Source organism: Sulfurimonas sp. HSL3-2 (assembly GCF_039645965.1).
In the GTDB taxonomy this organism is placed as follows: domain Bacteria; phylum Campylobacterota; class Campylobacteria; order Campylobacterales; family Sulfurimonadaceae; genus Hydrocurvibacter; species Hydrocurvibacter mobilis.
Window position 1 is genome coordinate 863487 of record NZ_CP147917.1, and the last position, 24389, is coordinate 887875.

The following is a 24389-nucleotide window of genomic DNA, read 5'->3' on the forward strand; positions in this document are numbered from 1 at the left end:
ATGAAAGTCCTTTTTGCTTCTAGTGAAATATTCCCATATGCCAAAAGCGGAGGATTGGCCGATGTTGCTGATGCTCTTCCAAATATCTTAAAAGACTCTGTCGATATTGCCAGAGTCATGCCTTTATACGGTTTTATGGATAAAGATGGGCTAGAGTATGAAAGATCATATAAGATAAGTTTCGGAGGAATCGATTATAAGATCAATCTTTATGCAAAAGAGAGTGATACGTTAAAGACCTGTTTTATAGAAGCTCCTCTGCTTAGTGCTACACAGAGTCTTTATTGCGATAAAGAGGGAGATTACCCGAACAATGATCTGCGTTTTGGGATATTTTGTATGGCTGTTGTAGAGCTTTCATCGGTATTGAAGATAGATATCCTGCATCTCAACGATTGGCATACGGCTTTGTGTGCACTTTTGATAAAAGAACGCGGATTAAAGATAAAAACGGTCTTCACGATCCATAATCTAGCCTATCAGGGTATCTTTGGCAAAAACTCGCTTGAAAGACTCGGCATCGATAAAAAATATTTTACTATGGAAAGTCTGGAGTTTTACGACAAGGTGAACTTTTTAAAAGCCGGCATAGCTTACAGCGACCGAATAACAACAGTGAGTCCAACCTATGCAAAAGAGATATTGACTAAGGAATTTGGATGCGGATTGGAAGGTTTTTTATCATATCACAAAGATAAGTTAAGCGGTATCTTAAACGGCATCAATGACAAGATCTTTAATCCTGCAGATGATAAAGCATTAGCTTTTGAGTATGATAAAAACACGCTTGAAAACAAGTATAAGAATAAGGTCGAATTTATAAAAACTGCAACGTTAAAGGACCCGAGACGTCCTCTTATCGTAATGATAGCAAGGCTTGTCGAGCAAAAAGGGATCGATCTGCTGATGGATTCATTAAAGCTTTTACTGGCTAAGAAAATAAATTTTTATATACTTGGAGAGGGGAGTGCAGAGTTTTCCAAAAAACTGGCACTGTTTGCAAAAGAGTACGATAACTTTGAGTTTTTTGAAGGCTACGATGAAAAGCTTTCTCATCAGGTCTATGCGGCTGCAGACTTTCTACTCATGCCTTCTAAGTTCGAGCCATGTGGGTTAAATCAGATGATAGCGATGCGTTACGGGACTATTCCGATAGTCCATGCCATAGGTGGTTTAAAAGACAGTGTTCATGAAGATGATATGAAATGCGGCGGTGGTATAGTCTTTAAAAAATATACTAAAAAAGAGTTTCTCTTAGCTATTGACAGAGCCTTAAAACTAAAAAAAGAGAATGAAAAGTTTCAGGCGACAATGGAGTTTAATATGGGATGCGACTTCTCATTTACGCCAAGTGCTTTAGAATATCTAAAACTCTATAAGAGTCTGGTATGAATCTAGCCATTGATGCGGGCGGGACTAATTACCGTGCAGAGATATTAGATAATGATCAGTCGGTACAAACACTCTGTGTAAAGAGTGCCGATATCGGTCTGTCTAACTGGATCGAGACGATCTTAAATGAGTATCACGGCATAAAAACTGTCTATATCGCTTATGCGGGACAGGTAAAAGAGGGAGTGATCATCTCTGCTCCGAACCAAAATGTAGATAATCATGACATAAAAAACTACTTTGAAGATAAGTTCGGTGTGGAATTGTTTATAGAAAATGACCTTAATTGTGCAGTACTGGCAGAAGCAGAGCATTTTAATTGTGAAAATATCTGTGCTTTATATGTGGGGACGGGATTAGGTCTCGGGGTCGTCAGTTCATCAAAGTTGATCTGCGGTCATAACGGCGTTACCACAGAGATAGGACATATCCCATATAAAGATGCACCGTTTCGATGCGGATGCGGTAAAAGCAACTGTTTGGAGCTTTTTGCATCAGGCTCCGGGGTTATGAAGTTTAAGGAGTATAATTCAATCGACAGTTCCAAAAGACTTACCGAGTTACAAGAGAGTAAAAACGCAGTTGAAAAAAAGCTTTACGATGAGTTTGAGACAGCTTTAGTACATGCAGTAGGAACGGTCATAACTCTGTTTACTCCCGAGATACTTGTCCTTGGCGGGGGAATCATATCCGCAGATGAAGAACTTATACAGAGAATCACTTCAAGAGTGAAGGATTTTGCTATGCCTATAACTCTTCAGGGTGTTAAGATAGTACAAACACAGATGCAAAATGCGCCCTTAAGAGGTGCATTATTACTAAAGGATTGTAGATGAGTCAAGAGAAGTTAAAGGTTCTGTTTGCAGCTTCAGAAGTAGTCGGATTTGCAAAGACAGGCGGGCTTGCAGACGTGGCGGGTGCTCTTCCGAAGGCGATAAAAAAACTTGGTCACGACATCATAGTCGTCATGCCGAGGTACTATCAGATAGACAAAAGCCAGCTCACTAAACTTGAAGCTCCTTTGGGTGTACCTATGGGCGCAATGGGAGAGCTTTGGGCAGGAGTTTATACGACTACTTTAGCTCAAAGTGAAGTGCCGGTATATTTTATAGATTATGAGAGATATTTTGGAAGAAGTGGACTTTATGATGACCATGAAGGTTCATTTGAAGACAATGCGAACCGTTTTATATTTTTCTCAAAAGCGGCTTTACAGCTTTGTAAGATGCTGCATTTTACGCCTGATATCATTCATGCAAATGATTGGCATACCGCAGCGATCCCTCTCTTGATGAAGACAAGATTCGTCCATGATTTTGCTTTTGCGAAGTCTGTACTTACTATTCATAACTTGCAGCACCAAGGCAATTTCCATAAAAACATCATGGATGTAATGGAGGTCGGCTGGGATCATTACAACTCTCATGAGTTTGAAAGTATGAACAGCGTAAATCTTTTAAAAGGCGGTATTATGCATGCAGATGCCGTTACGACGGTCTCAAAAAAATATGCGCAGGAGATCCAAACACCGGAGTTCGGGTTTGGACTGCAAGACCACATAGGAGCACATAGTGATAAGCTTTTTGGAATCCTTAACGGGGTGGATTACGATGAATGGAACCCTTCTGTAGATAATCTGATCGCTAAAAAATACGACATCGATGATATGTCAGGAAAACTGGAGTGTAAGAGAGATATTCAAAGACATTTCAATCTTGAAGTGCGGGAGAATGTACCTCTTATAGGTTTTGTCGGACGTTTTGTGGAGCAAAAGGGGATCGGGCTGATAGCAACCGTTATAAACGGTCTTTTAGATATGGATGTTCAGATCGTGATGCTTGGAGCGGGAGAGAAGTGGGCAGACGGCTTTTTTGGAAATGTTGCCTATCACCGTCCGAATTTCGGCTTACATGTAGGATACAGCGACGGACTGGCACACAAGATAGAAGCAGGGTGCGATATGTTTTTGATGCCTTCACTCTTCGAGCCGTGCGGGTTGAACCAGATATACAGTCTTCGTTACGGGACGCTGCCGATCGTGCGTGCGACGGGCGGACTTGACGATACGATAGTAAACTTTGACGAACATCATCAGCACGGAAACGGATTTAAGTTTTACGATGCGGCTCCCGAGGCACTTTACTATACGGTGTTGTGGGCAGTTGAAATATACTACAAAGATAAAGCAGCATTTAAAGATATGCAGGAGCGCGCGATGAAAGAACATTTTAGCTGGGATGATTCGGCAAAGAGTTATGAAGCCGTTTACCAATACATCCTAAACAGACACAATACACCAAAGCCGATACTATGAAGCATGAGATCTTTTATGACGTAACACTTTTTACGGAGTTTGATATCTACCTGTTCAAAGAGGGTACACATGTAAAACTTTATAATCATTTTGGTTCCCATTTTATGCAAAGAGATGGTGTGAAAGGTGTCTACTTCGCAGTCTGGGCTCCAAACGCAAACGGCGTTAGTGTTATCGGAGATTTTAACTATTATGATGCACTCTCTCATCCATTGAAACTGCGAGAAGACGGTTCTGGTATATGGGAAGGGTTTATAACAGATATAGAACAGGGACTGACGTATAAATATCATATATCATCACATACGGGCAGTACTCAAAAAGCCGATCCATACGCTTTTTATGCAGAAGTAGCTCCTAGTTCGGCATCGCGTATCTGGAGTTTGGACGGTTATAAGTGGGATGATAAACAGTGGATGAGATCACGCCATAAAAATAACTCTCACACCGCAGCGATCTCGATCTATGAGATGCATCTTGGTTCGTGGAAGAGAAAAGTGGAGGAAAACAACCGCTTTTTGACATACATAGAAGCTGCGAATGAACTGGCGGTCTATCTAAAAGAGATGAACTTTACGCATGTAGAATTACTTCCGATCACGGAGTATCCATTTGAAGGTTCATGGGGATATCAGGTTACGGGATATTTTGCGCCGACATCACGTTACGGTACGCCTGATGAGTTTATGGCCTTTGTGGATATCATGCACAATAACGGTATTGGAGTGATCCTGGACTGGGTTCCGTCGCATTTTGTGACCGACGGGCATGGTCTTATGAACTTTGACGGGACCTGCCTTTACGAACATGAAGACCCGAGAAAAGGGTTCCATCCCGAGTGGGGCAGTGCTATTTTTAACTATGACAGAAACGAAGTACGCGCTTTTTTAATCAGTTCAGCAATGTTTTGGCTTGAGTTTTATCATCTTGACGGTATCAGAGTCGATGCCGTTGCATCTATGCTGTATCTTGATTATGCAAGAAAAGAGGGTGAATGGGTGCCAAACGAGGATGGCAGTAATATAAACCGTGGTGCCGTCACTTTCTTAAAACAGCTCAATACTACTACTTACGGTGCATTTAATGACATCATGATGTTTGCCGAAGAGTCTACAAACTACTCGATGGTAAGCAGACCCGTAGATGTCGGCGGACTTGGATTCGGATATAAATGGAACATGGGCTGGATGCACGATATCTTGAAATATATGAAGATAGATCCGCTTTTTAGACAGCATCACCATCATCATCTGACATTTAGTTTTGTTTACATGTACAACGAAAACTATCTTCTTCCTTTGAGCCATGATGAGGTCGTTCATATGAAGGGTTCGCTCATTAATAAAATGCCCGGAAGCAACGATAAAAAGTTTGCAAACCTTAGAGCGCTTTATGCGTTGATGTTCGCTCATCCCGGTAAAAAACTGCTCTTTATGGGTGCAGAGTTTGCACAGTTTGCAGAATGGAATTTCCAGCAGAGTCTTGACTGGCATCTACTAGAGTATAAAGAGCACAGAGGCATAAATAATATTTTAAAGACACTTAACAGACTTTATATAGATCTGCCGGCACTGCATAAAAACGATGTGCAAAGCAGCGGTTTTGAGTGGATAGACGAAAATGATTATACGGCAAATGTGATCTCCTTTGTTCGTAAGGGCGGCAGGGGTGTCAAGTCTCTTCTTATTATCTGTAATTTTTCAGACAAAGAGCACACAAGCTACAGGATCGGAGTTCCGAATAAGGGCGAATATATAGAGGTCTTTAACTCTGATGATGAGTCTTTTGGCGGTGAGGGAAGAGTAAACGCTAAATCTATGACATCAGAGACAAAGATATGCCATGGAAGGAAAAATAGCCTTCAGGTGACACTTCCGCCTCTGAGCGTCGTCTATCTGCAAAAGGCAAAATAGTCTCAGTCGATATTGAGATACTGCATTTTTTTAAGTCTAAGATACTTATATGTCTCGTGGGAGATCAGTATCAAGACGGGAAATGGAAGCAGTATCCATAGATCTGTTGTCGGCACATGGGCCGTATTAAACACTTTTTGAACCGCTTCCACGTTTAAGAGCATATATATCCACACTAAAACGGCGCCCCATGCGAATAGTAGTGTTTTGTTTGACTTCCAACTGATCGTCCAGATATTAAAATCCCAGCTTCTCATCGTCCATACATTTGCCAGCTGGCTGGTCACAGCTCCTAAAAGTGTCATAGTCATCGCTTGAGCGTGAAAGACTGGATCGCTTAAGTTTACATCTCCATACTGCCATCCGTGAGAGAAAAGAAAGCTCATAAAGGCAAACATCGCCGCACTTGCTTCGATGATACCTATAAAGAAATATCCCCGTTTAAAGACTTCCCAGTCGAGGATCTTTTCATCCTTGCCAACAGGCGGTCTTTTCATGATGTTCTTTTCAGGCTTCTCGCTTCCAAGAGCAAGACCCGGTAGCATATCTGAACCAAGGTCGATAGAGAGGATCTGGATAACTGAGAGCGGGTTTGGTATCTTTAAAAAGAAGGAGAGGATGTAGGGCACGATCTCTGGTACGTTTGATGAGAGTATATAGGTCACAAACTTTTTGATATTGAAGTATACGGTTCTTCCCTCTTCGATCGCCGAGACGATGGAGTTGAAGTTGTCATCAAGAAGTATCATGTCGCTTGACTCTTTTGCCACGTCGGTACCGCTTCCCATAGCGATGCCAATGTCCGCTTTTTTCAGTGAAGGGGAGTCATTGACTCCGTCTCCCGTCATCGCTACGACTTCACCGTTTTTTTGCAGAGCATCAGCGATCTTTAGTTTTTGATTACTTGCCATTCTTGCAAAGATAAGAGTCTTCTCTTCCAGCAGCTCTTGAAGCTCTTCAGTGCTCATCTGCGCTACTTTATCGCCTGTGATGACACCGTCATACTGAAGTCCTATCTGTCTGCCGATAGCCGCTGCCGTATTGGCATTGTCTCCGGTGATCATAATAGTCCTGATGCCTGCACTATAGCACTTAGCAAGTGCATCTTTGACTTCAGGTCTTGCAATATCCATTATGGCGACAAGGCCAATAAGTGTCAGATCCTCCTCTTCATCCCTATCACTTATGGCGATCGCCAGGACTCTATATGCTCTGTCTTCAAAATCTTCAAGCTCTTTTTGGATAGCCTTTCTTGCATCGTCGTCTAACTTTTTGATCTCATCTGTGTCTTGATAATGTGTTGCTTTTGTAAAGATCACCTCCGGAGCACCTTTTACGAGTAAAATCTCTTTGCCCTCAATTTTTCCAAAGGTAGACATCATCTTTCTTTCAGAGCTAAAAGGGTTCTCTTTTATCTTTTCAAAATCCTCTTTTAGATCATATTTTTTAGCTGCTGCTACAATGGCGAGTTCAGTCGGATCACCGATTATCTTGTCATCTTCGATGCTTGCTCTTGAGTTAAATAGCCCGGCTTGTAAGAGTCTCTTTATATATCTGTCTGAATTGTCATTTTTGTTATTTATTGTAAACTCGCCCTTGATCTCATACCCGTCTCCGCTGATAGATACTTTTTCTCCGCTGGTGAGATAGATCTCCTTTAAGGTCATCTCGTTTTTTGTGAGAGTCCCCGTCTTGTCCGTACATATCGTTGTGACACTTCCAAGAGTCTGAACAGAAGCAAGGTTTTTTATAAGTGCATTTTTTTTTGCCATCCTTTGTGAGGCAAGAGAAAGTGATAAAGTGATAGTCGGCAGCAGGCCTTCAGGCACATTGGCGACGATAAGCGAGAGTGCGAAGATGGCAGCGATAAGTATCCCTTTACCCGAAAAGTATCCAAGAAGAAAAAACACGACTCCTGCTATAAGTGCCAGTACGGTCAGTATCTTGGTCATATTGATTATCTCTTTTTCAAGAGGAGTCAGCCCTTTTTCGATATTGCTTGTAAGAGTTGCGATCTTTCCGAATTCCGTAGCCATACTTGTAGCTACGACCACGGCTTCTCCGCTCCCGTTAACAACGCTTGTTCCTGCAAAGACCATGTTTTTAGCATCTATCTCACGTTTTGCATCCTTACATGTAAGCTCTCTTTTACTCGGTTTTGATTCGCCGTTAAGAGAAGAGGTATTGATGTAAAGTTCGTTCGACTCAAGTAAAACACCGTCAGCGGCTATCTTATCACCCTCTTCAAGGATGATGATGTCTCCGGGAACTAGCTCACCTGCATCGACTTCTAAAACTTTTCCTTCGCGTTTGACTTTTATGATGGTCGGCATGAGTTTTAAAAGAGCTTCCATCGCTTTATCGGCTTTGAAGTTCTGCCAAAACGTGAAAGTCGCATTGATAATAACAGCTCCAAAGATGGCGTATCCCAAGATATCGTTTCCCTGATCCGGCTGATAGTACTCGGCTATAAAAGCCAGGACTCCTGCGATTTCAAGCAGGATAGGAAAAAACTCTATGTACTGTTTAAAATACTCTTTATAGTAGTTTTTCTCTTTTTTCCTTTCGATTATATTTTTTCCAAAGTCGGCCTGTCTTTTTTTTATATCACTAAGTGCCAGTCCGTTGCCGGTTGTTCGGAACTCTTTTAATAATCTATCGGCGCTTAACTCATAAGCCCTCATAGTTCATCCTTGTAGGGGATAAAATATATGATGTTTAACATAGGATTTTTAAACAGGATATCGATGGGGTGCTGCCCGAAAAAACTTCTGTCATGATGCCCGCCCACTATTGCCAGGTCATATCCGTGATTTGCTATATGAGCTTTTACTCTGTCGCCTTCGGCTAAAGCGTATTCATGCTTTATGGAGAACTTATAATCCAGCAGTTTTTCGATTCTAAGATAGTGTCTAAGATTGAAGATGATCTCTTTAAGCCTGTTCCTTTCTTGCTGAACATCGATAGTTGCCATCTTGCCTTTGGATACTTTATCGATCGAGTATATCTCTGCTTTTGCATCATATGCAAGTGCAAATGTGGTGAAAAATGAGAATTTTTTGACGGAGAGTTTGGAACTTCTTATAGGCATGACTATTTTATCTACGCTGTGCTGCATCGAAAGTTTTACTATCTTGACGACAGCCAGGTCTACTGCCATTTGGGCTCTTATGAGGACTTGAACAAATGATTTGTCGAAGATAGAGTGGTTTTGTCTGGTGGAACAAAATATTATATCGATATCTTTCTCTTGTATATATGTCTTGAACTCTTTAAAGTTATCAAACATGATAAATTCGTTCTCAACATCTAAAGACGCAGCTATAGCACTTATATCTTCAACACTTTCTCTTACTTCATTTAAAGAATCAGTCCCTTTAATATGGACGAGATCCAATGTAGCACCGAGTTTTTTTGCATAGTTTAAAGCGTAAACGGATGAATTCTCCGAGATCAAAGATCCGTTTATCAGACTAATAACTCTCATATTAAACCCCTAAGTGTAAATTTAATTTGGCAGCAGCTACATAATCAGTGTCCACAAAGACTAAAACAATGAATTTACGATATCTTGTGCCTCTTTTTGAATACTTTTTAGATGGACTTCATCTATAAAACTCTCCGCATATATCTTATATACATCTTCAGTACCCGACGGTCTGATGGCAAACCATCCGTTTTTCGCGACTACCTTTAGCCCGCCTATTTTTGCTCCGTTATCTGCGACTGTGAGTATCTTTTCGATCTTCTCGCCTGCCAGTGTAGTCGTTTTGATATCATCCGGCGATAAGTTTTTAAGTATCTTTTTTTGTTCGAAGTTTGCGGGTGCGTCTATCCTTGCATAGACCGGACTACCGAATTTTTTTGTCAGATTCTCATAATACTCTCCGGGATCAATTCCGGTCTTTGCCAGTATCTCTGCACTTAAAAGTGTCATGATAATGCCGTCTTTATCCGTGCTCCAGAGTCCTTGATCTTTTCTAAGAAAACTTGCTCCTGCACTCTCTTCACCGCCAAAGAATATCTCTTTGTTTATCATAGGCTCGACAAACCATTTAAAACCGACCGGCGTTTCAAACACTTTAATCCCGTTGTCCACACAGACTCTGTCTATCATTGAACTGCTTACAAGTGTCTTGCCTACGCCTAGTCCTTTAAAGTCTCTTTGTTTTGCCAGATAGTCTATGGCGACGGCAAGGTAGTGGTTTGGATTTAAAAGCCCTTTGCTTTTTGTGACGATGCCGTGTCTGTCGAAGTCCGTGTCGTTTCCAAAGGCGATGTCATACTTGTCTTTGAGCTCTATAAGACCTGCCATCGCATAGGGACTTGAACAGTCCATACGTATTTTGCCGTCTTTATCACAGTGCATAAATGAGAAGGTAAAGTCGGGAGTGTCGTTTAGGACAGTCATATCCAGCCCGTAATGCTTTTTGATCGCGTTGTAATAGTCCATACCCGAACCGCCAAGCGCGTCTGCACCTATCTTTATGCCTGAGCATTTAATTGCATCCATATCGATCACGTCTTTGAGAGCTTCTACATAAGGCGTGATAAAATCATATTCGATCAGGTATTCAGATCTTAGGGCCTCCTCATACGGGATGCGTTTTACATCTCTAAGACCGTTTTTTAATATCTCGTTGGCTCTGTTTTCTATCCATGATGTCGCATCTTCAGCAGCTGGACCGCCGTTAGTAGAGTTATACTTGAACCCTCCGTCTTCAGGTGGGTTATGTGAAGGGGTGACGACGATACCGTCTGTATTTTCATGAGTGAGAATGGCATTTGATATGACCGGTGTAGGCGTGTACTTTAAGCTGTAGTAGGTGGTGATTTTGTTGGCAGCGAGTACCTCTAAAGCAGTTTTGTGTGCAGGAGTAGAAAGTCCGTGCGTATCCATCCCTATAAACAAGGCGCCACTCACTTTATCTTTTCTGTACTCAACGACTGCCTGAGTGATGGCTAAGATATGATCTTCGTTAAAACTTCCGTTAAAAGCTGTACCTCTGTGACCTGAAGTTCCAAATGAGACCATACTTTCCTGTTTTGATAAGTCAGGTTTTTTCATATAATATGAATTGATCAGATCTTCAATATTTACTAAAATTTCTTTAGGTGCTTTTTTTCCGGCTAGTTGATTTAATGACATATTTTCTCTCTCCTGTTAAATTATACTCAGATTTTTATTTATTTTTTTAGTTTGTATGTCGGCATTTACATCGATAAGACAGTTTTTAAATAGATGAATTGTTTTCATTGAAATTGTACTAAAGTTTTTATGGTTCGACCTGTATGAAATGATTTTTTGCCTAGTAAATTATGAAATTAATGTATATGTAACAGTTTTTTCGTTATAATCACACAATTTTATTTATGTAACAAGGGAAATGTGTATGGCAATCGATAACGAACCATTAGAAGAAGAAAATTTTGCTGAGATGTTTGAAGCTTCGCTAAAGGAGCAAGAGTCAAATCGTATAACTGAAGGCGAAATCGTAGAGATACAAGCAGAAGATAACAGAGCTTTAGTAGGCGTAGGCGATAAATTAGAAGGTATTCTAAGTTTAGATGAATTACGTGATGAAAACGGAGAACTTGCGTTTAAAGTAGGTGATAAGATCACTGTTATGGTGACTGGTCACTACAATGAGCGTCCAAAGATATCTTATAAAAAGGTACTTGAGCAGAAGAAAACTCTAGACTTCATCGAAGCAAATAAAGAAAACTTCGAGGACTTAATAATAGAAGGTACTATTACTAAGAAAAACCGTGGTGGTTACGTTGTTGAAGCAGATGATGTGTCATTCTTTATGCCTCGTTCACTAGCAGCATTCAAAGATAATGAAGATGTTGTAGGACGTAAAATAAAAGCTCAAGTCGTTAAGATCGATGATGCTGAGAACACTATTGTTGTTTCACGTCGTAAACTGTTTAACGAAGAGCGTAAGCGTAAAAAAGAGATCATCGATGCATTGATGCAAGAAGATGTTATCGTTGAAGGTACTATCAAAAAGATCACTAGCTACGGTATGTTCGTAGATGTTGGTGGTGTTGACGGTCTAGTACACTACAACGAGATCTCTTATAAAGGTCCTGTTAACCCGTCTAAACTTTATAAAGAGGGCGATGTAGTAACAGTTAAAGCTATATCTTACGATAAAGATAAACGTCACCTTTCACTTTCTATCAAAGCGGTTCAACCGGATCCATGGGCAGAAGTTGAAGATGAGTTGGATGAAGGCGATACAATCACGGTAACTGTAAGTAATGTAGAAGCTTACGGTGTATTTGTTGACCTTGGAAACGATATCGAAGGTTTCCTACACATTTCTGAGATTACTTGGGACAAAAACGTTAAAAACCCTGCAGATTATTTAACTGTCGGTCAAGAGATAGATGTTGAAGTTATTGAGATCAACCCTAAGACTCATAAACTACGTGTATCATTAAAACGTCTTTTACCAAAACCTTTTGATGAGTTCGTTAAAAACTTTCACGAAGGTGATGTTGTAGACGGTACTGTTACATCATTAACTGATTTCGGTGCATTCGTTCGTATCGGTGGTGTTGAAGGTCTACTTCATAACCAAGATGCTAGCTGGGAAAAGAACGTTAAATGTAAAGATGTTCTAAAAGTCGGTGACGAAGTGAAAGTAAAAATAGCGAAGATCAATAAAGAGGATCAAAAGATCTCTTTAAACTCTAAAGCTTTACAAGAAAGCCCGATCGATAAATTTGCTACGACTCATAAAGTAAACCAAGTTGTGCGCGGTAAGATCCGTGATATAAAAGATTTCGGTATCTTTGTTCAACTTGAAGACGGTATCGATGCACTTATCCGTGATGAAGATCTGTCTCCTTTAGTAAAAGAGGAACTAGAGATCGGTTCAGATATCGAAGCTGCAATCGCTGCAATAGATACTCGCCGTGACCGTATTCGTTTATCAGTTAAAAAACTGGATTATATTAAAAATCAAGAGTTAATGAATGAGATTAATGACAATGAGTCTCACTCTTTAGGTGATTTAATAAAAGATCAACTACAATAAAATGCAAAGTGCTTTTAAATGGCTGACTCCGATCGTAACAGTTGGAGTCGCTATTTTTATTGTTATATTTTTGATAGATATAAATCCGTCTGAAGATATGCAAGCGGTAGATGAATTAAAAATAAAAAATACAAAAATAAAAGATGAGAAGCCTGAGACTTTATGGTTAAATCATCTCTCCAAAAGTGAGCAGGGTGGATACTTCTATCCTGTAAACGAGATTTTTGTCGATCTGGACCTTTCTCAACAGATCGTTTTAACAAAAATTTATCAACTGAATGCATCTATCTCTGACCCGTATCAATTTTTTTGTTTGCAAGAAGTATTGAAACAGCATAAAATGCGATATTATCTTAAAAAAGATCATTTAGATACCAAACTTCTTATTTACTCTGAGCAAAAGAGTAAATTAGATTCATTAGTAAAAGCTTTACAAACTTATGATATAAATGCAAAAATTTTGCCTTATAAAGAGGAGAAACAATGGAAAAAAGTACAGTAATAGTTTGTGATCATATTCATGAAGCTGGACTTAAAATGCTTCAGGATGATGAAAACATAAACTATGTTTTTGCTGCAGATGTTGATAAAACAGAACTTTTAAATATGTTAGTAGATGCTGATGTAGCTATTACACGTAGTTCTACTGATGTTGATGAAAAATTTATAGCACATGCTAAAAATATGAAAGCTATCGTTCGTGCAGGTGTGGGTGTTGATAATGTCGATATCGAAGGCTGTTCTAAAGAGGGTATCATCGTTATGAACGTACCAACAGCAAACACTATTGCTGCAGTCGAACTTACAATGGCTCATATGCTTTCATGTATGAGAATGTTCCCATACTCTCATGACCACCTTAAAAATCAACGTATCTGGAAACGTGAAAAATGGTACGGTTATGAACTAAAAGGCAAAAAACTAGGTGTTATCGGTTTTGGTAATATCGGTTCACGCGTTGCAAAACGTGCGAAAGCTTTTGAGATGGATATCGTTGCATACGATCCATATATTCATCCGTCAAAAGTAACTGATCTTGATATGGTATATACTGAAAACTTTGATGATATCCTAGCTTGTGACGTTATCACGATCCATACTCCGAAAAACAGTGAGACTATCGATATTATTAATGAAAAAGAGATCGCTAAGATGAAAGACGGCGTAGTTTTAGTGAACTGTGCTCGTGGTGGTCTTTACAATGAGGAAGCTCTTTATAACGGTTTAAAATCTGGTAAGATCCGTTTTGCAGGTATAGACGTTTTCGTTAAAGAACCGGCTACAAGCAATCCTTTACTAGACTTAGATAATATTATCGTTTCTCCTCACTTAGGTGCAAATACGTATGAATCTCAGTACAACATCGGTGTACAAGCGGCTGATCAGGCTATTCAAGCTGCAAAAGGTATGGCATATCCAAATGCATTCAATCTTCCTATAGATGAAAGCAAAATACCTGCATTTGTAAAACCGTATATGGAGATGGGACAAAAGTTAGGTTTCCTTGCTTCTCAAAAGAACCGTGCTCCGATCGTTTCTATCAAAGTAAGCGGACAGGGTGCTATAGCAGAGTTTGTTGATTCTCTTTCAACATTCGTTACAGTTGGAGCTTTAGCTGAAAACAGCGGAGATACTATCAACTATGTAAATGCTGATTTTATTGCAAAAGAGAAAGGTATTAAAGTCGAGACTGAGGCTCTAGCTGACTCATCTGTGTATAAAAACCTTATCACCGTAAAACTAACGACAGATAAAACAGTAACGACTATCAGAGCGACAATATTCGACGATAATATCCAACGTATCGTAGAGATCGACGGATTTAGTGTTGATGTTGCTTTAAAAGGCAACTTGATATTCTTTAAAAATACCGACGTTCCGGGAGTGATCGGAAGTGTCGGTACGATACTAGCAAGCCATAACGTAAATATCTCGGATTTCCGTCTTGGAAGAAACTCTAAAGCAGAGGCACTTGCAGTGATCATCGTTGACAGCGCTGTCAGCGATACAGTACTAAAAGAACTTAGCAACCTTGAAGCTTGCATCAGCGTAAGTTACGCAAGAATATAATCATTTTAAGTAGAAGTTATCTTCTACTTAAATCTTCTCTTTTTAAATCCCGTTATAATTTTCTTATTCTCTTCAAATTTATGTAAATAATTGTAAAATGTAATAATTTAATTTAGGGTTTGTAAATCTATAGTTTTAAAAGTAAAGGTAGTTCGAGATGGAAATAGACGGTCGTTTTTGGCTTACGAAAGATGGACGAAGCTTTTTAGGCTCAGGGAGGATAGAACTTCTAAATCTGATTGAAAAAACCGGTTCCATAAATGCAGCGGCAAAAGAGATGAAGATGAGCTATAAAGCTGCATGGGAACGCATTAACAGTATGAATGAGCTTGCAGATGAGCCGATCATTCAAAGAAAAGTAGGCGGTAAAGGCGGCGGCGGAACTACACTTACACCATATGCTCATGAGCTGATACAAACATATAATAGATTACATGAACTTCACCGTCAATTTATCGACCGCTTTAGTGAAGCAGGAGATAGTCCTGAACTGCTTGCCAAGATTCTTAACAGGACTTTCCTTACGACAAGTGCTAGAAATCAAATACCGGCAAAAATATCAAAGATCGATGTAAATGAACTCAGTTCCATTATCACGATAGACCTTTCCGGCGGGAGTAAGATACTCTCTACTATTACTTCTAAATCGGTCAACAGTATGAACCTGCATGTAGGCAGTGATATCTATGCGATCATAAAATCCAGTGACATCAAGATACATGCTACAGCGCCAAAAGAGACGGATAACTTAAATATACTAGAGGGAACGATTGAATCGATACAAAGTACGGAATTAAACTCCGAACTTGCACTTCGTATCAATGACAAGACTCTCTTGGTGACACTTTTGGGTAAAGACGAGTTAGACTCTTTTCGTGTGGGTAAAAAAGCATTTGCAAGTATTGCCTGTAATAATATAATCGTAGGACTATAAAAACTCTACGCGGTTTCTCCCCTCGCTTTTTGCTTTGTAGAGTGCTTCATCCGCTCTTGTTGTTATGGAGTAGACATCATCATCGTTTTTATTTACGGTTACACCAATACTTACCGTTTTTGATCCGACTGTCTTAAAGGGAGTTTTTTCTACGTTTTGTCTTATATTTTGAGCAAGTGTGATAGCATCCTGCTTATCTGTTTCCAAACAGATTATTACAAACTCCTCTCCGCCCCATCTTATTAATGTATCTGATGAACGAGTAGACTTTTTAATAACATTAGTCAATTCGACTAAAAAGTCATCACCTATGAGATGTCCATAGGTGTCGTTTATATCTTTAAAATAATCTATATCTAAAATAAGCATACCAAAAGTACGGCCATACCTTTTACTTTGATCTAGTTCACTCTTGAGTACCTCTTCTAATTTTGCGCGGTTGTATAGACCGGTTAATTTATCGGTCGATGCAAGTTTTTCAAGCTCCTCCTGTTTTAAAAAAGTGGATCTGTTCGAGTCCTCTAAAAGATAACCGTCTAAAAAGCCAAATGACAAAGATGCAAGCATCCAAAAGATATGCATTATAAACTCATGTATCTGCGCAGGATATATATTGTATATAGTCACGGCAGATAGTGTAAACACGCTCAAAGCACTTAGTGTAGCATGAAAAAGTTTTAATCCTGATACCGTGAATATCCAGAATATTATAAGATAGATCTCAGTTATATAGATCGTATATCCCTCAAATTCGGATGCGATCATCAAGTTTCCCATAGCTGCAAGTACAGGAGCTATGATGAGCAGTGATGTCATCCAAAAGCAGTATCTCTTGAGATATGCCATTAACGATATCAGAAAAAGAATGGAAGGGATAGCGTAGAGGTGGATGGTTATCATCAAGTCTACGGTTTGTGCAGGTGCTACCAGTCTATCTAAAAAGGCGTATAGTATGTATAGTGATGCTGTTAAGATCGTTATTCTAGAGGTCTGTCTAAATCTTGAAGGTTCTCTCCAATCATTAAACCTCTTTTGCATCTTTTTGTCTTTAAAACTAAAAAGATCATAGTTACAAAACTTGTATTTGAGGCTATCGAGCATATATGATTAACTTTTATTGTTAAATTTGAATTGAAACAGTCAATTTGGATTTATTATATCATATATAAATCTCTTTTAGGAGTCTGAGGCTTTATGTGAATAGTCATTGATAGATTAATTTCGTACATGTAAGCTTACATGTACGAAACAGTTTATAGAGGATCTGTTATAGATACAGCTTTTTTCTCATGGAAATGGAAATGTTTTTCCAAGTCTGCATTGTATAGCAGTATCGGTACAACCATAAGTGATGCGATCACAGCTGCGATAGTCCCGAATATCAAAGAGACTCCAAGTCCACCGAATACCGCATCTCCTGCTAGAAGTGTCGAAGCAAGGATGATCGCCGTTGCCGTAAGGAAAATCGGTTTTGCACGTGTTGCAGTTGCGTAAGCGATGGCATCGGCTTTATGCATACCTTTGTCATGCATAAGAGATTTTGTAAAATCGATAAGCAGCAGCGAGTTACGAGAGCTGATACCGATAAGAGCGATAAATCCGATAAGAGAAGTCGCTGTTAAAAAGAAAGTATCCGTCGTAAATATATCCATTATCCAGTGACCGACGATAACACCTATGATAGAAAGGAAACTTCCGATCAGGATGATGCCGCTGAGTGTATAGCTTTTGTAATACACGACCATTAACAGGAAAATAAGTACTAACGCTGCTATAAAAGCACCGCCGAGATCTCTAAAAGTATCAAGCGTCACTTTCATTTCGCCATCCCATTTCAGTTCGTAGACTTTACCGCTTTTTTTGTCTTTGAGTTCCAGATCAAACAGTCCAGTCTTTGTTATATCATAATCGTTGCTTAACTCTTTTAGTATCTGGGCTCTAGCATCGATAAGAGGATAGACCTGAGAGACCATATCAGTTTCGGCCATCACATTGGTCATCTGGTGCAGGTCTTTACTCATTATAGTCGGATTCGATTTTGTTGATACGATACTGACCATCTCTGTTATAGGAACCATCATGCCGAATTTATTCATAAGTTTCAAGCTTGAAAGTTTCGCTCTTAAAGCATCCAGATCTTTTGTCGTAAACCTTTTTGAGCTGTCGCTGAGTGATAAAAATATAGGTATCTGATCATTATATTTCGGAGAGTTCTTAACAGCTATATCCATCCCTTCAAATGCTAGGTACATGATATCGTTGATCTGTTTTATACTGACACCCGAACGTGCAGCTTTTTCAGGGTTGACTTTGATATCAAAAGTATCATAGATAGCATCTTCCATAGTATCGACGTCAACGAGACCTTTGGTCTTTTTAAATATACCATCGACTTTATCAGCTAACTCTCTGATCCCTTTAGCATCGTTTCCGTATATCTCTGCAACGATTGCTGCAAGTGTCGGCGGACCGGCAGGAGGCTCGACAAAAGAGATATCGCTCTCTTTTACGATAGATTGACAGCTTTTTAATATGACAGGACGAAGGCGTTGTACCATCATATATGACGGTTCTTCTCTTTCATGTTTTTTTGTCAGATTGACAACTAGTTCTGCGACATTTTCAGAGTTCTTAAACTGTGAGCCTTTGATCAGTCCTGCAAAGTCAAGCGGTGATCCCATGCCTAAAAACACTTCTAGATCCGTTACTTCTTTCTCTTTTTGTATAATAGATGCAACACAGTTCGTCACGCTGTTCGTCTGCTCGATCGAGCTTCCCTGAGGGAGTTTTACATAGATGTTAAATGTATCATTGTTTTTACCCGGCAGCATCTTCGCTAAAACGAGCTCCGTAGGTATCATCATAATCGATAAAAAAAGTGCAGCAATGGTACCGAGAATAATGTATTTTCTTTGCTTCTGACTTTGAATACCTTTTAATACAGCTTGTTCAAATTTTGCAAACATTATTTGTGCTCCTCATTATGCTTAGGTCTTTTGAGTATTCTTACTGCTAAGTAAGGGGTAAATATATAAGCTACAAAAAGTGAAGCTATCAGTGCGACAGGGACATTTGCAGGGATCGGTTTCATAAACTGACCCATCATCTGTCCGACAAAAGCCATCGGTATCATCGTCATAATGATCGCCAGTGTCGCTATGTTCGTCGGTGCACCGATCTCATCCGTTGCTTCGATCATCAACTCGTCTTTATCTTTATGCGCCGAATCGGCAGAATGATAATGACGGTGAATGTTCTCGATCACGATGATGGCTGCATCGACTAAAAGTCCAAGGCTCAGCAGGAATGCAAAGAGCGTGATCCTGTTGATCGTCTGACCGCTTAGATAAGCTACAAACAGTGTAATAGCGAGGATCGCAGGGACCGTAAATGTGACAATAAGCGATTCTCTCCATCCAAGGACGAAAATCAGCAAAATAGCGATGATAATGATAGAGAGGATCAAGTGAAATACCAGTTCATTAACGGCGTCGTTGGCACGTTCGCCGTCATTTCTCGTGATCACGTAGTTGATGCCGTTTTTAGCAAGCATATCTTTGTACTTGCTAAGCTCCTCTTTTACCGCATCTGCTATCACGACGGCATTCGTACCTTGAAGTTTCGATATTGTCAGCGTCACTTGGTTTTGAAGTTTACTAAACTTATGGTCTGCACTTTGGATACTGATCTGTGCTGATTTGAAGTTTTGATAGTTATATCCGTCCGTGACATCAGCGACTTGTTTTAGATAGATAGGCGATCCCATATAGTCTGCGACGATGATATTGTTAATATCTTCTATGCTTTGAACTGCATTTTTGACACCGAATATGACAATCTGATTGTCTTTTGTTCTGTTTTTAATGTTGGGTACATTGTATGAGAGTGATTGAACCGCTTTTGTTATCTGACCTAAAGAAAGATTATAACCGGCTAACCTATTTATATCTACTTCTATGTTGTATTGGTGCTTATGACCGCCTTTTAAGTCTGTAACCGCGACGTTTGGAAGACCGTTTATATAGTGCTGCATAGTTTTGACATTATCATAAAGATCTGTTTCGGTCATATTTTTATCATTACTGTAAAATGCAACGGAGACGATAGGGATATCGACATCTATATCGAGCGGTTTTATAACAGGATTCATAGCACCTTTAGGGAACATATTTGAGTTTTGCATGATCTTGTCGTAGACTTTTAGATTTGAGTCTTCTTTGTTCTCACCGATGAAAAAGGCAGCATTTACGATACCGACGTTATCCATAGCTGTGCCGTAGATATGCTCGACACCTTTTACCTCTTTAAGTTTTCTCTCCAGAGGTTTTACTATGACACGTTCTACTTCAGCAGCAGTAGCACCCGGAAGTGCGACGATGACGGTCGAACCGCTGACGACCATTTGAGGATTCTCTTCACGCGGCATGACCTCTAATGAGATATACCCAAGTGCAAGCAGAAATATACCCAGTACCATAGTAAGAGGATTTTGTATAAATGTTTTAGCTAGTTTACCTGCTACGTCTTTAGGTTCGTATGGCTTATGTTTCATAGTCCTACCTTACTCAGCAGTAATAGTAGCGTACATACCGGGATATACGACACCATTATTGTTTTTAAAAGATACTTTGATCTTAAACGAGTGTGTCATAGGATTTGAGTTTGGTATGATAGCCGTTACTTTACCTATAGTCGATATTCCCGTTGAAGGGATCTCGACTTTTACTTTTTTACCGTACGGGAACTTTTTTAGATCACTTTCTGCTATCTCAACAGATATCTTAAGGTCGGTAAGATCTGAAAGGACGATCGCAGGCATACCCGGCATTGCCATCTCTCCCACTTTGATGTTCTTAGCGATGACGACACCATTGTTCGGAGCTTTGATATTAAGATACTGGTATTGGTTTTTAACTTCTGCAAGACGTGCTTTGGCTTGTTCTACCTGTTTTGTTGCAATAGATATCATGTCTTCCAGGTTTTTAGCTGCAAGAGCAAGGTTTTCGACATCATATTTTGAGACCATATCTTTTTCTAAAAGACGCTTATGACGCTCTAAATTTAGTTTAACGTTTTCATACTGGTTTTGGTACATCTGAAGTGACAGCTGTGCCTGAGAGATCCCGAGTTCGACTTGGTTGAGTGCCGAATCTATCTCTTTTGAATCGATCGTATAAAGAAGTTGCCCTTTTTTTACTTTTTCTCCCTCTGACACATTGACTTGTGTTACAAACCCCATAAAACGGCTGGTGATCATTTTTTGGTTATCTGAAATAACACTTCCAGAAAGTGTGATCGGTTCAGCAAAAAGTGCCGAACCAAGAAGTAGAATTGCTATAATATATTTCATTATTTGTCTCCGTTTGATATGTTTTCTAAGGCAAAAATACGTTCGTTTCTTTTGTTTCTTACCTCTTGTAGTTGTAGTATTTTTTCAATCTGTTCAGATTGTTTGATGATCACATCGCTCATAGATGCAAGCTGTTCACGGTACCTTGCTTCGTAGTTTTTGTATATCTGATCTGCAAGTTTCAGCTCTTGTTTCAAAGATGCTATATCATCATCATAAGACTGTATCTGTGTCTTTATTTTTGCTACTTGAAGGACTATCCCTTTTTTTGCAAGTTCGACTTGTGTCTGAGTCTTTAAGCTTTCGATGCGGGCTTTCTGTACAGACGAAGAATCGATCCCTCCGTTAAAGATGTTCCATGTCAGTCTGGCTCCGACTGTATATGCTTTGTGGTCATCGGCATTGCCTAAAAATGTGTTATCAGCCGTAGAGACCTCTGCAAATGCACCAATAGTAGGATAGTATGCAGATTGCTCGGCAGTGACCATGTTTTTTCTTATATCCAGTCCAGTCGATGCTTTTTGAATATCGATGTTATTTGTTATGATATCCGTATCACTGATAGAAGGCATTTTGATATCCTGATAAGGAGTCTCGATGGAAGTGACTTTACGATTTAATAAAAAACTTAGGTAGTGATATAGAAGTTTTTCATTAGAAGTCATCTGGTTTACAAGACGTTCGACATTACCTTTTTTTGCTTGGACTTCCAAGAGGTCGACATTTTTCGCATAACCCTCTTTGATCATACTTTTGGTCATATTTTCTAGAGTATTGATATTGTTCAAAATTATATTAAGGTTTTTTACGGCATCTTTTAAAAGTGCCATATCGTAGTAGCTTTTTCTGATCTGATAAATTTTTTCATTTAAAAGCTGGTCTTTGTCAAGAGTTTTCATCTTTTTCATAGCTTCTGCGATATTTTTATAACTTGATATCTTAAAACCTGTAAAGAGAGCTACTTCATATTTTAGTTTACTTTGGAAAAAATTGTGGTCCGCCGGATAGTTTAGATCTTTAGGAGGTGTTACATAATCTGGATGACCTGCTAAAAAGTTAGTCATAAATTCTTGTGCCCCAAAGTCACCGAAAGTAGCTTCACGTGATGCAAGTTTAAAACCAAAGACATTTCCTGCATCGTTACTTCTGGCCACATCTTGTATAAGGTTTAAGCTTCCGTAGTTGTAGCCACTCGCGATATCACTCTCTTCTGTAGCGATCTCTTTATCGAATTCAGCTACTTTTATTTCAAGGTTATCCGACTTTACAATCTCTAAAGCCTGTGAAAGAGACAGCGAATCCGGATAGGTGATACTGTTTGCAAATAAAATCATTGTGGCAGATAGTAAGCCTACAATTTTTTTCATCAATTCTCCTTATGGAAATATATTTATAATCTTAACATATAATACTTATAACTATATTAGATAGTTGGAGTCATTTTTCTCTTTTAAAATACTATGGAGTAGATTATATTATATTTCATAAGAATTACAAATCAAATTTAAGTGATATTTAATGAAAGTCATAATCCTTAGTAAACAAGTATGGATACTTGTAATTAAACTATAAAAAGATTACTATTACATAAATAAAAATTATAAAAGGCTCTATTATGTCAAAAGCATGTCCTTTAATATTTAGACAGATCGACGGAACTATTGCCCGGGTCAGCGCTGTATTTGTATCGTTCTTTGTAGTAATGTTCTTATTGACGTCACAAGTGCTGTTCTTGTATTTTATAAGCGTGGATTTTTTGATGAGACTTTACGGATTAAAAGAATACAGCCTGATTCAGTATCTTTCTCTTTTTACGCAAAGAGTTTTATCTTTAAAATCAGAGATGACAGATGCAGGTGCAAAAAGACTGGCAGCAGGATTTGGATTCTTTTTTATGCTGCTTCTTATAATCGAGTATCATTTTAAACTGGATACGGCTATTTTCTTTACGGCAGGAGCTTTCTTAGTCTGCAGCTTTTTAGAGATCGCTTTTAGTTATTGTATCGGTTGTAAAGTTTATTTTATAGTTAAAAAAATATATCCCGCGTTTATGGAGTAGTGTATGGTCGGTGTCAGTTCAAAAGGTTTATACGGTCTAGCAGCAATGCATGTTCTTTCTCATGCAGTCAACGGAAGGACTATGCAGGTTAGAGAGATCGCGGCGATGACGTCACTTTCACATAGTTATCTTGAACAGCTTCTTTCTCAGCTCAGAAAAGCAGGTCTGTTAGTTAGTGTCCGCGGATCGAGCGGCGGTTATAAGCTTTCCCGTCCGGCTCATGAGATAACGGTCTTAGAGATCATAGAATCTTTAGAGGGTGCTATCTTTGAAGTAGATAAAAATGTAGGCTCAAGTATTATCTTAGAATCGTTTTGGTTTGACATCCAAAAGAGGGTTCAAGAGCTGTTTTCTTTAAAACTTTCTGAGATAGATCAGTCATATCAACCATTTTCATATTCGATTTAGGAGATATATAAAGGAAGTTGTTATATAATAGGTCTAAAAATATCTAAGGTACTTTGATGAAAATTTCTATACTTGAAAGTATAAAATCGCTTCCGCCACTTCCAAAGACTATCACAGAGATACAAAGGATATTCCTTGATCCAGATAGTTCTATCGCTGATCTGGTAAAAGTTATAGAAGATGATCCGATGATCATTGCTAACTTATTGAAGGCTGCGAACTCACCACTTTACAGTTTTAAAAAAGATATTAAAAATGTTTCTCAGGCAGTTTCATTATTTGGTATGAGTATGACAAGGTCTATTATTTTAGGACATTCTGTCAGAAAGCTTTTAAATGTCGATATGGAGCCATATGCAACTACATCTGAAAAGTTTGCAGAGGTCTCTTCAAAACAGGCTGCTCTTATGCATTGCTGGTATAAAAAGATAGACAGAGCAAAGGCTGATCAACTTTTTCTGGCATCGTTACTGCAAGAGACCGGAAAGATATTGATCGCAAGTTACATCATACAACAAGATGAGACTACGACTTTCAAGTCAGAGGTCGAGATGACACACAACATAGCTGCAGTAGAAAAGTCGTACGTAGGCGAGACGACGGCCTCTGTTACAGCGGCAATATTTGAACACTGGGGATTTGATGCTGATTTTGTCGAGATGATACGTTATTCGGATTTCCCGCAATTGGCGTCACAACATATGCTTGAGTTTGCAACGGCACTCAATATTGTCAAGACTATCATTCCGGTAAACAATCCGCTTAGCGAGATGTCTATAAATTTAGGACTAAAAAAAGCCAGTGATGCAGGATATAACCACGAACTGCTGGAAGATTGTATCGACGATATGTTAGATACACTCTAAAAACATTCCATTTCCTCTTTAGGAAGTGGCTTAA

Annotated in this window: 19 protein-coding genes; 11 read left to right on the forward strand and 8 right to left on the reverse strand. The window is 39.1% G+C overall.

Annotated elements, in window-relative coordinates; all coding sequences use genetic code 11:
* From WCX87_RS04380 to glgB, 4 genes are read left to right on the forward strand one after another with little or no spacing between them, the layout of a single operon-like run.
* Nucleotides 1-1392 (forward strand): glycogen/starch synthase, encoded by a 1392-nt coding sequence (locus WCX87_RS04380; protein WP_345980828.1) that lies wholly within the window; start codon nt 1-3, stop codon nt 1390-1392.
* Nucleotides 1389-2228, forward strand: a complete 840-nt coding sequence (locus WCX87_RS04385) for an ROK family protein (protein WP_345980829.1) — start codon at nt 1389-1391, stop codon at nt 2226-2228. The genes WCX87_RS04380 and WCX87_RS04385 overlap by 4 nt, the downstream gene beginning before the upstream one ends.
* Nucleotides 2225-3706 carry a glycogen synthase GlgA gene (glgA, locus tag WCX87_RS04390; protein WP_345980830.1) on the forward strand — a complete coding sequence of 494 codons (1482 nt, stop codon included), beginning with the start codon at nt 2225-2227 and terminating at the stop codon, nt 3704-3706. Before WCX87_RS04385 ends, glgA begins: the two co-directional genes overlap by 4 nt.
* Entirely contained in the window at nt 3703-5619 is a 1917-nt protein-coding gene (gene glgB / locus WCX87_RS04395; protein ID WP_345980831.1) for a 1,4-alpha-glucan branching protein GlgB, read from the forward strand. The genes glgA and glgB overlap by 4 nt, the downstream gene beginning before the upstream one ends.
* A 2-nt stretch (nt 5620-5621) precedes the next feature.
* Here the strand turns inward: glgB and WCX87_RS04400 are convergent, their stop codons facing one another.
* From WCX87_RS04400 to pgm, 3 genes are read right to left on the reverse strand one after another with little or no spacing between them, the layout of a single operon-like run.
* Nucleotides 5622-8303, reverse strand: coding sequence for a cation-transporting P-type ATPase (locus WCX87_RS04400; protein ID WP_345980832.1), 2682 nt, complete (start codon nt 8301-8303; stop codon nt 5622-5624).
* Nucleotides 8300-9106, reverse strand: a complete 807-nt coding sequence (locus WCX87_RS04405) for a hypothetical protein (RefSeq protein ID WP_345980833.1) — start codon at nt 9104-9106, stop codon at nt 8300-8302. The genes WCX87_RS04400 and WCX87_RS04405 overlap by 4 nt, the downstream gene beginning before the upstream one ends.
* A gap of 60 nt (nt 9107-9166) precedes the next feature.
* Nucleotides 9167-10768, reverse strand: a complete 1602-nt coding sequence (gene pgm / locus WCX87_RS04410; protein WP_345980834.1) for a phosphoglucomutase (alpha-D-glucose-1,6-bisphosphate-dependent) — start codon at nt 10766-10768, stop codon at nt 9167-9169.
* A 244-nt stretch (nt 10769-11012) separates the two neighbouring features.
* On the opposite strand from pgm, the gene WCX87_RS04415 reads away from it, so the two are divergent.
* From WCX87_RS04415 to WCX87_RS04430, 4 genes are all read left to right on the forward strand, one after another.
* On the forward strand, nt 11013-12668 hold the full coding sequence (locus tag WCX87_RS04415) for a 30S ribosomal protein S1 (RefSeq protein WP_345980835.1): 1656 nt from the start codon (nt 11013-11015) through the stop codon (nt 12666-12668).
* 1 nt (nt 12669) lies between these two features.
* A complete protein-coding gene (locus WCX87_RS04420; protein WP_345980836.1) occupies nt 12670-13170 on the forward strand; it encodes a hypothetical protein in 501 nt (166 codons plus the stop codon).
* Nucleotides 13152-14738 (forward strand): phosphoglycerate dehydrogenase, encoded by a 1587-nt coding sequence (gene serA / locus WCX87_RS04425; protein WP_345980837.1) that lies wholly within the window; start codon nt 13152-13154, stop codon nt 14736-14738. The genes WCX87_RS04420 and serA overlap by 19 nt, the downstream gene beginning before the upstream one ends.
* A 157-nt stretch (nt 14739-14895) precedes the next feature.
* Nucleotides 14896-15672 (forward strand): TOBE domain-containing protein, encoded by a 777-nt coding sequence (locus tag WCX87_RS04430; RefSeq protein WP_345980838.1) that lies wholly within the window; start codon nt 14896-14898, stop codon nt 15670-15672.
* On the opposite strand, the gene WCX87_RS04435 is transcribed toward WCX87_RS04430, so the two are convergent.
* The 5 genes from WCX87_RS04435 to WCX87_RS04455 form a co-directional block, all read right to left on the reverse strand.
* Nucleotides 15667-16773, reverse strand: coding sequence for a GGDEF domain-containing protein (locus WCX87_RS04435; protein WP_345980839.1), 1107 nt, complete (start codon nt 16771-16773; stop codon nt 15667-15669). The two genes, WCX87_RS04430 and WCX87_RS04435, sit on opposite strands and share 6 nt — an antisense overlap.
* Before the next feature lie 152 nt (nt 16774-16925).
* Nucleotides 16926-18638, reverse strand: coding sequence for an efflux RND transporter permease subunit (locus WCX87_RS04440; RefSeq protein ID WP_345980840.1), 1713 nt, complete (start codon nt 18636-18638; stop codon nt 16926-16928).
* Nucleotides 18638-20224: an efflux RND transporter permease subunit gene (locus WCX87_RS04445; RefSeq protein ID WP_345980841.1), complete on the reverse strand. Its 1587-nt coding sequence runs from the start codon at nt 20222-20224 to the stop codon at nt 18638-18640. Before WCX87_RS04445 ends, WCX87_RS04440 begins: the two co-directional genes overlap by 1 nt.
* A 9-nt stretch (nt 20225-20233) precedes the next feature.
* Nucleotides 20234-21022: an efflux RND transporter periplasmic adaptor subunit gene (locus WCX87_RS04450; protein ID WP_345980842.1), complete on the reverse strand. Its 789-nt coding sequence runs from the start codon at nt 21020-21022 to the stop codon at nt 20234-20236.
* Entirely contained in the window at nt 21022-22389 is a 1368-nt protein-coding gene (locus WCX87_RS04455; RefSeq protein WP_345980843.1) for a TolC family protein, read from the reverse strand. Before WCX87_RS04455 ends, WCX87_RS04450 begins: the two co-directional genes overlap by 1 nt.
* 248 nt (nt 22390-22637) lie before the next feature.
* Between WCX87_RS04455 and WCX87_RS04460 the strand changes: the two genes are divergently transcribed.
* The 3 genes from WCX87_RS04460 to WCX87_RS04470 are packed head-to-tail and all read left to right on the forward strand — an operon-like array spanning nt 22638 to nt 24355.
* Nucleotides 22638-23081: a DUF4395 family protein gene (locus tag WCX87_RS04460; protein WP_345980844.1), complete on the forward strand. Its 444-nt coding sequence runs from the start codon at nt 22638-22640 to the stop codon at nt 23079-23081.
* A gap of 3 nt (nt 23082-23084) precedes the next feature.
* Nucleotides 23085-23489, forward strand: a complete 405-nt coding sequence (locus tag WCX87_RS04465) for an Rrf2 family transcriptional regulator (RefSeq protein ID WP_345980845.1) — start codon at nt 23085-23087, stop codon at nt 23487-23489.
* A 56-nt stretch (nt 23490-23545) separates the two neighbouring features.
* Nucleotides 23546-24355 (forward strand): HDOD domain-containing protein, encoded by an 810-nt coding sequence (locus tag WCX87_RS04470; RefSeq protein WP_345980846.1) that lies wholly within the window; start codon nt 23546-23548, stop codon nt 24353-24355.
* Nucleotides 24356-24389: the final 34 nt, after the last annotated feature.

Bases quoted from the DNA above. Each gene is read 5' to 3' on its own strand.
- WCX87_RS04460 (WP_345980844.1), top strand. From the start codon at position 22,638: ATGTCAAAAGCATGTCCTTTAATATTTAGACAGATCGACGGAACTATT.
- WCX87_RS04405 (WP_345980833.1), bottom strand. From the start codon at position 9,106: ATGAGAGTTATTAGTCTGATAAACGGATCTTTGATCTCGGAGAATTCA.
- WCX87_RS04455 (WP_345980843.1), bottom strand. From the start codon at position 22,389: ATGAAAAAAATTGTAGGCTTACTATCTGCCACAATGATTTTATTTGCA.
- WCX87_RS04385 (WP_345980829.1), top strand. From the start codon at position 1,389: ATGAATCTAGCCATTGATGCGGGCGGGACTAATTACCGTGCAGAGATA.
- WCX87_RS04380 (WP_345980828.1), top strand. From the start codon at position 1: ATGAAAGTCCTTTTTGCTTCTAGTGAAATATTCCCATATGCCAAAAGC.
- serA (WP_345980837.1), top strand. From the start codon at position 13,152: ATGGAAAAAAGTACAGTAATAGTTTGTGATCATATTCATGAAGCTGGA.
- WCX87_RS04400 (WP_345980832.1), bottom strand. From the start codon at position 8,303: ATGAGGGCTTATGAGTTAAGCGCCGATAGATTATTAAAAGAGTTCCGA.
- WCX87_RS04435 (WP_345980839.1), bottom strand. From the start codon at position 16,773: ATGCTCGATAGCCTCAAATACAAGTTTTGTAACTATGATCTTTTTAGT.
- WCX87_RS04465 (WP_345980845.1), top strand. From the start codon at position 23,085: ATGGTCGGTGTCAGTTCAAAAGGTTTATACGGTCTAGCAGCAATGCAT.
- pgm (WP_345980834.1), bottom strand. From the start codon at position 10,768: ATGTCATTAAATCAACTAGCCGGAAAAAAAGCACCTAAAGAAATTTTA.
- WCX87_RS04430 (WP_345980838.1), top strand. From the start codon at position 14,896: ATGGAAATAGACGGTCGTTTTTGGCTTACGAAAGATGGACGAAGCTTT.
- glgA (WP_345980830.1), top strand. From the start codon at position 2,225: ATGAGTCAAGAGAAGTTAAAGGTTCTGTTTGCAGCTTCAGAAGTAGTC.
- WCX87_RS04470 (WP_345980846.1), top strand. From the start codon at position 23,546: ATGAAAATTTCTATACTTGAAAGTATAAAATCGCTTCCGCCACTTCCA.
- WCX87_RS04440 (WP_345980840.1), bottom strand. From the start codon at position 18,638: ATGTTTGCAAAATTTGAACAAGCTGTATTAAAAGGTATTCAAAGTCAG.
- WCX87_RS04420 (WP_345980836.1), top strand. From the start codon at position 12,670: ATGCAAAGTGCTTTTAAATGGCTGACTCCGATCGTAACAGTTGGAGTC.
- WCX87_RS04445 (WP_345980841.1), bottom strand. From the start codon at position 20,224: ATGAAACATAAGCCATACGAACCTAAAGACGTAGCAGGTAAACTAGCT.
- glgB (WP_345980831.1), top strand. From the start codon at position 3,703: ATGAAGCATGAGATCTTTTATGACGTAACACTTTTTACGGAGTTTGAT.
- WCX87_RS04450 (WP_345980842.1), bottom strand. From the start codon at position 21,022: ATGAAATATATTATAGCAATTCTACTTCTTGGTTCGGCACTTTTTGCT.
- WCX87_RS04415 (WP_345980835.1), top strand. From the start codon at position 11,013: ATGGCAATCGATAACGAACCATTAGAAGAAGAAAATTTTGCTGAGATG.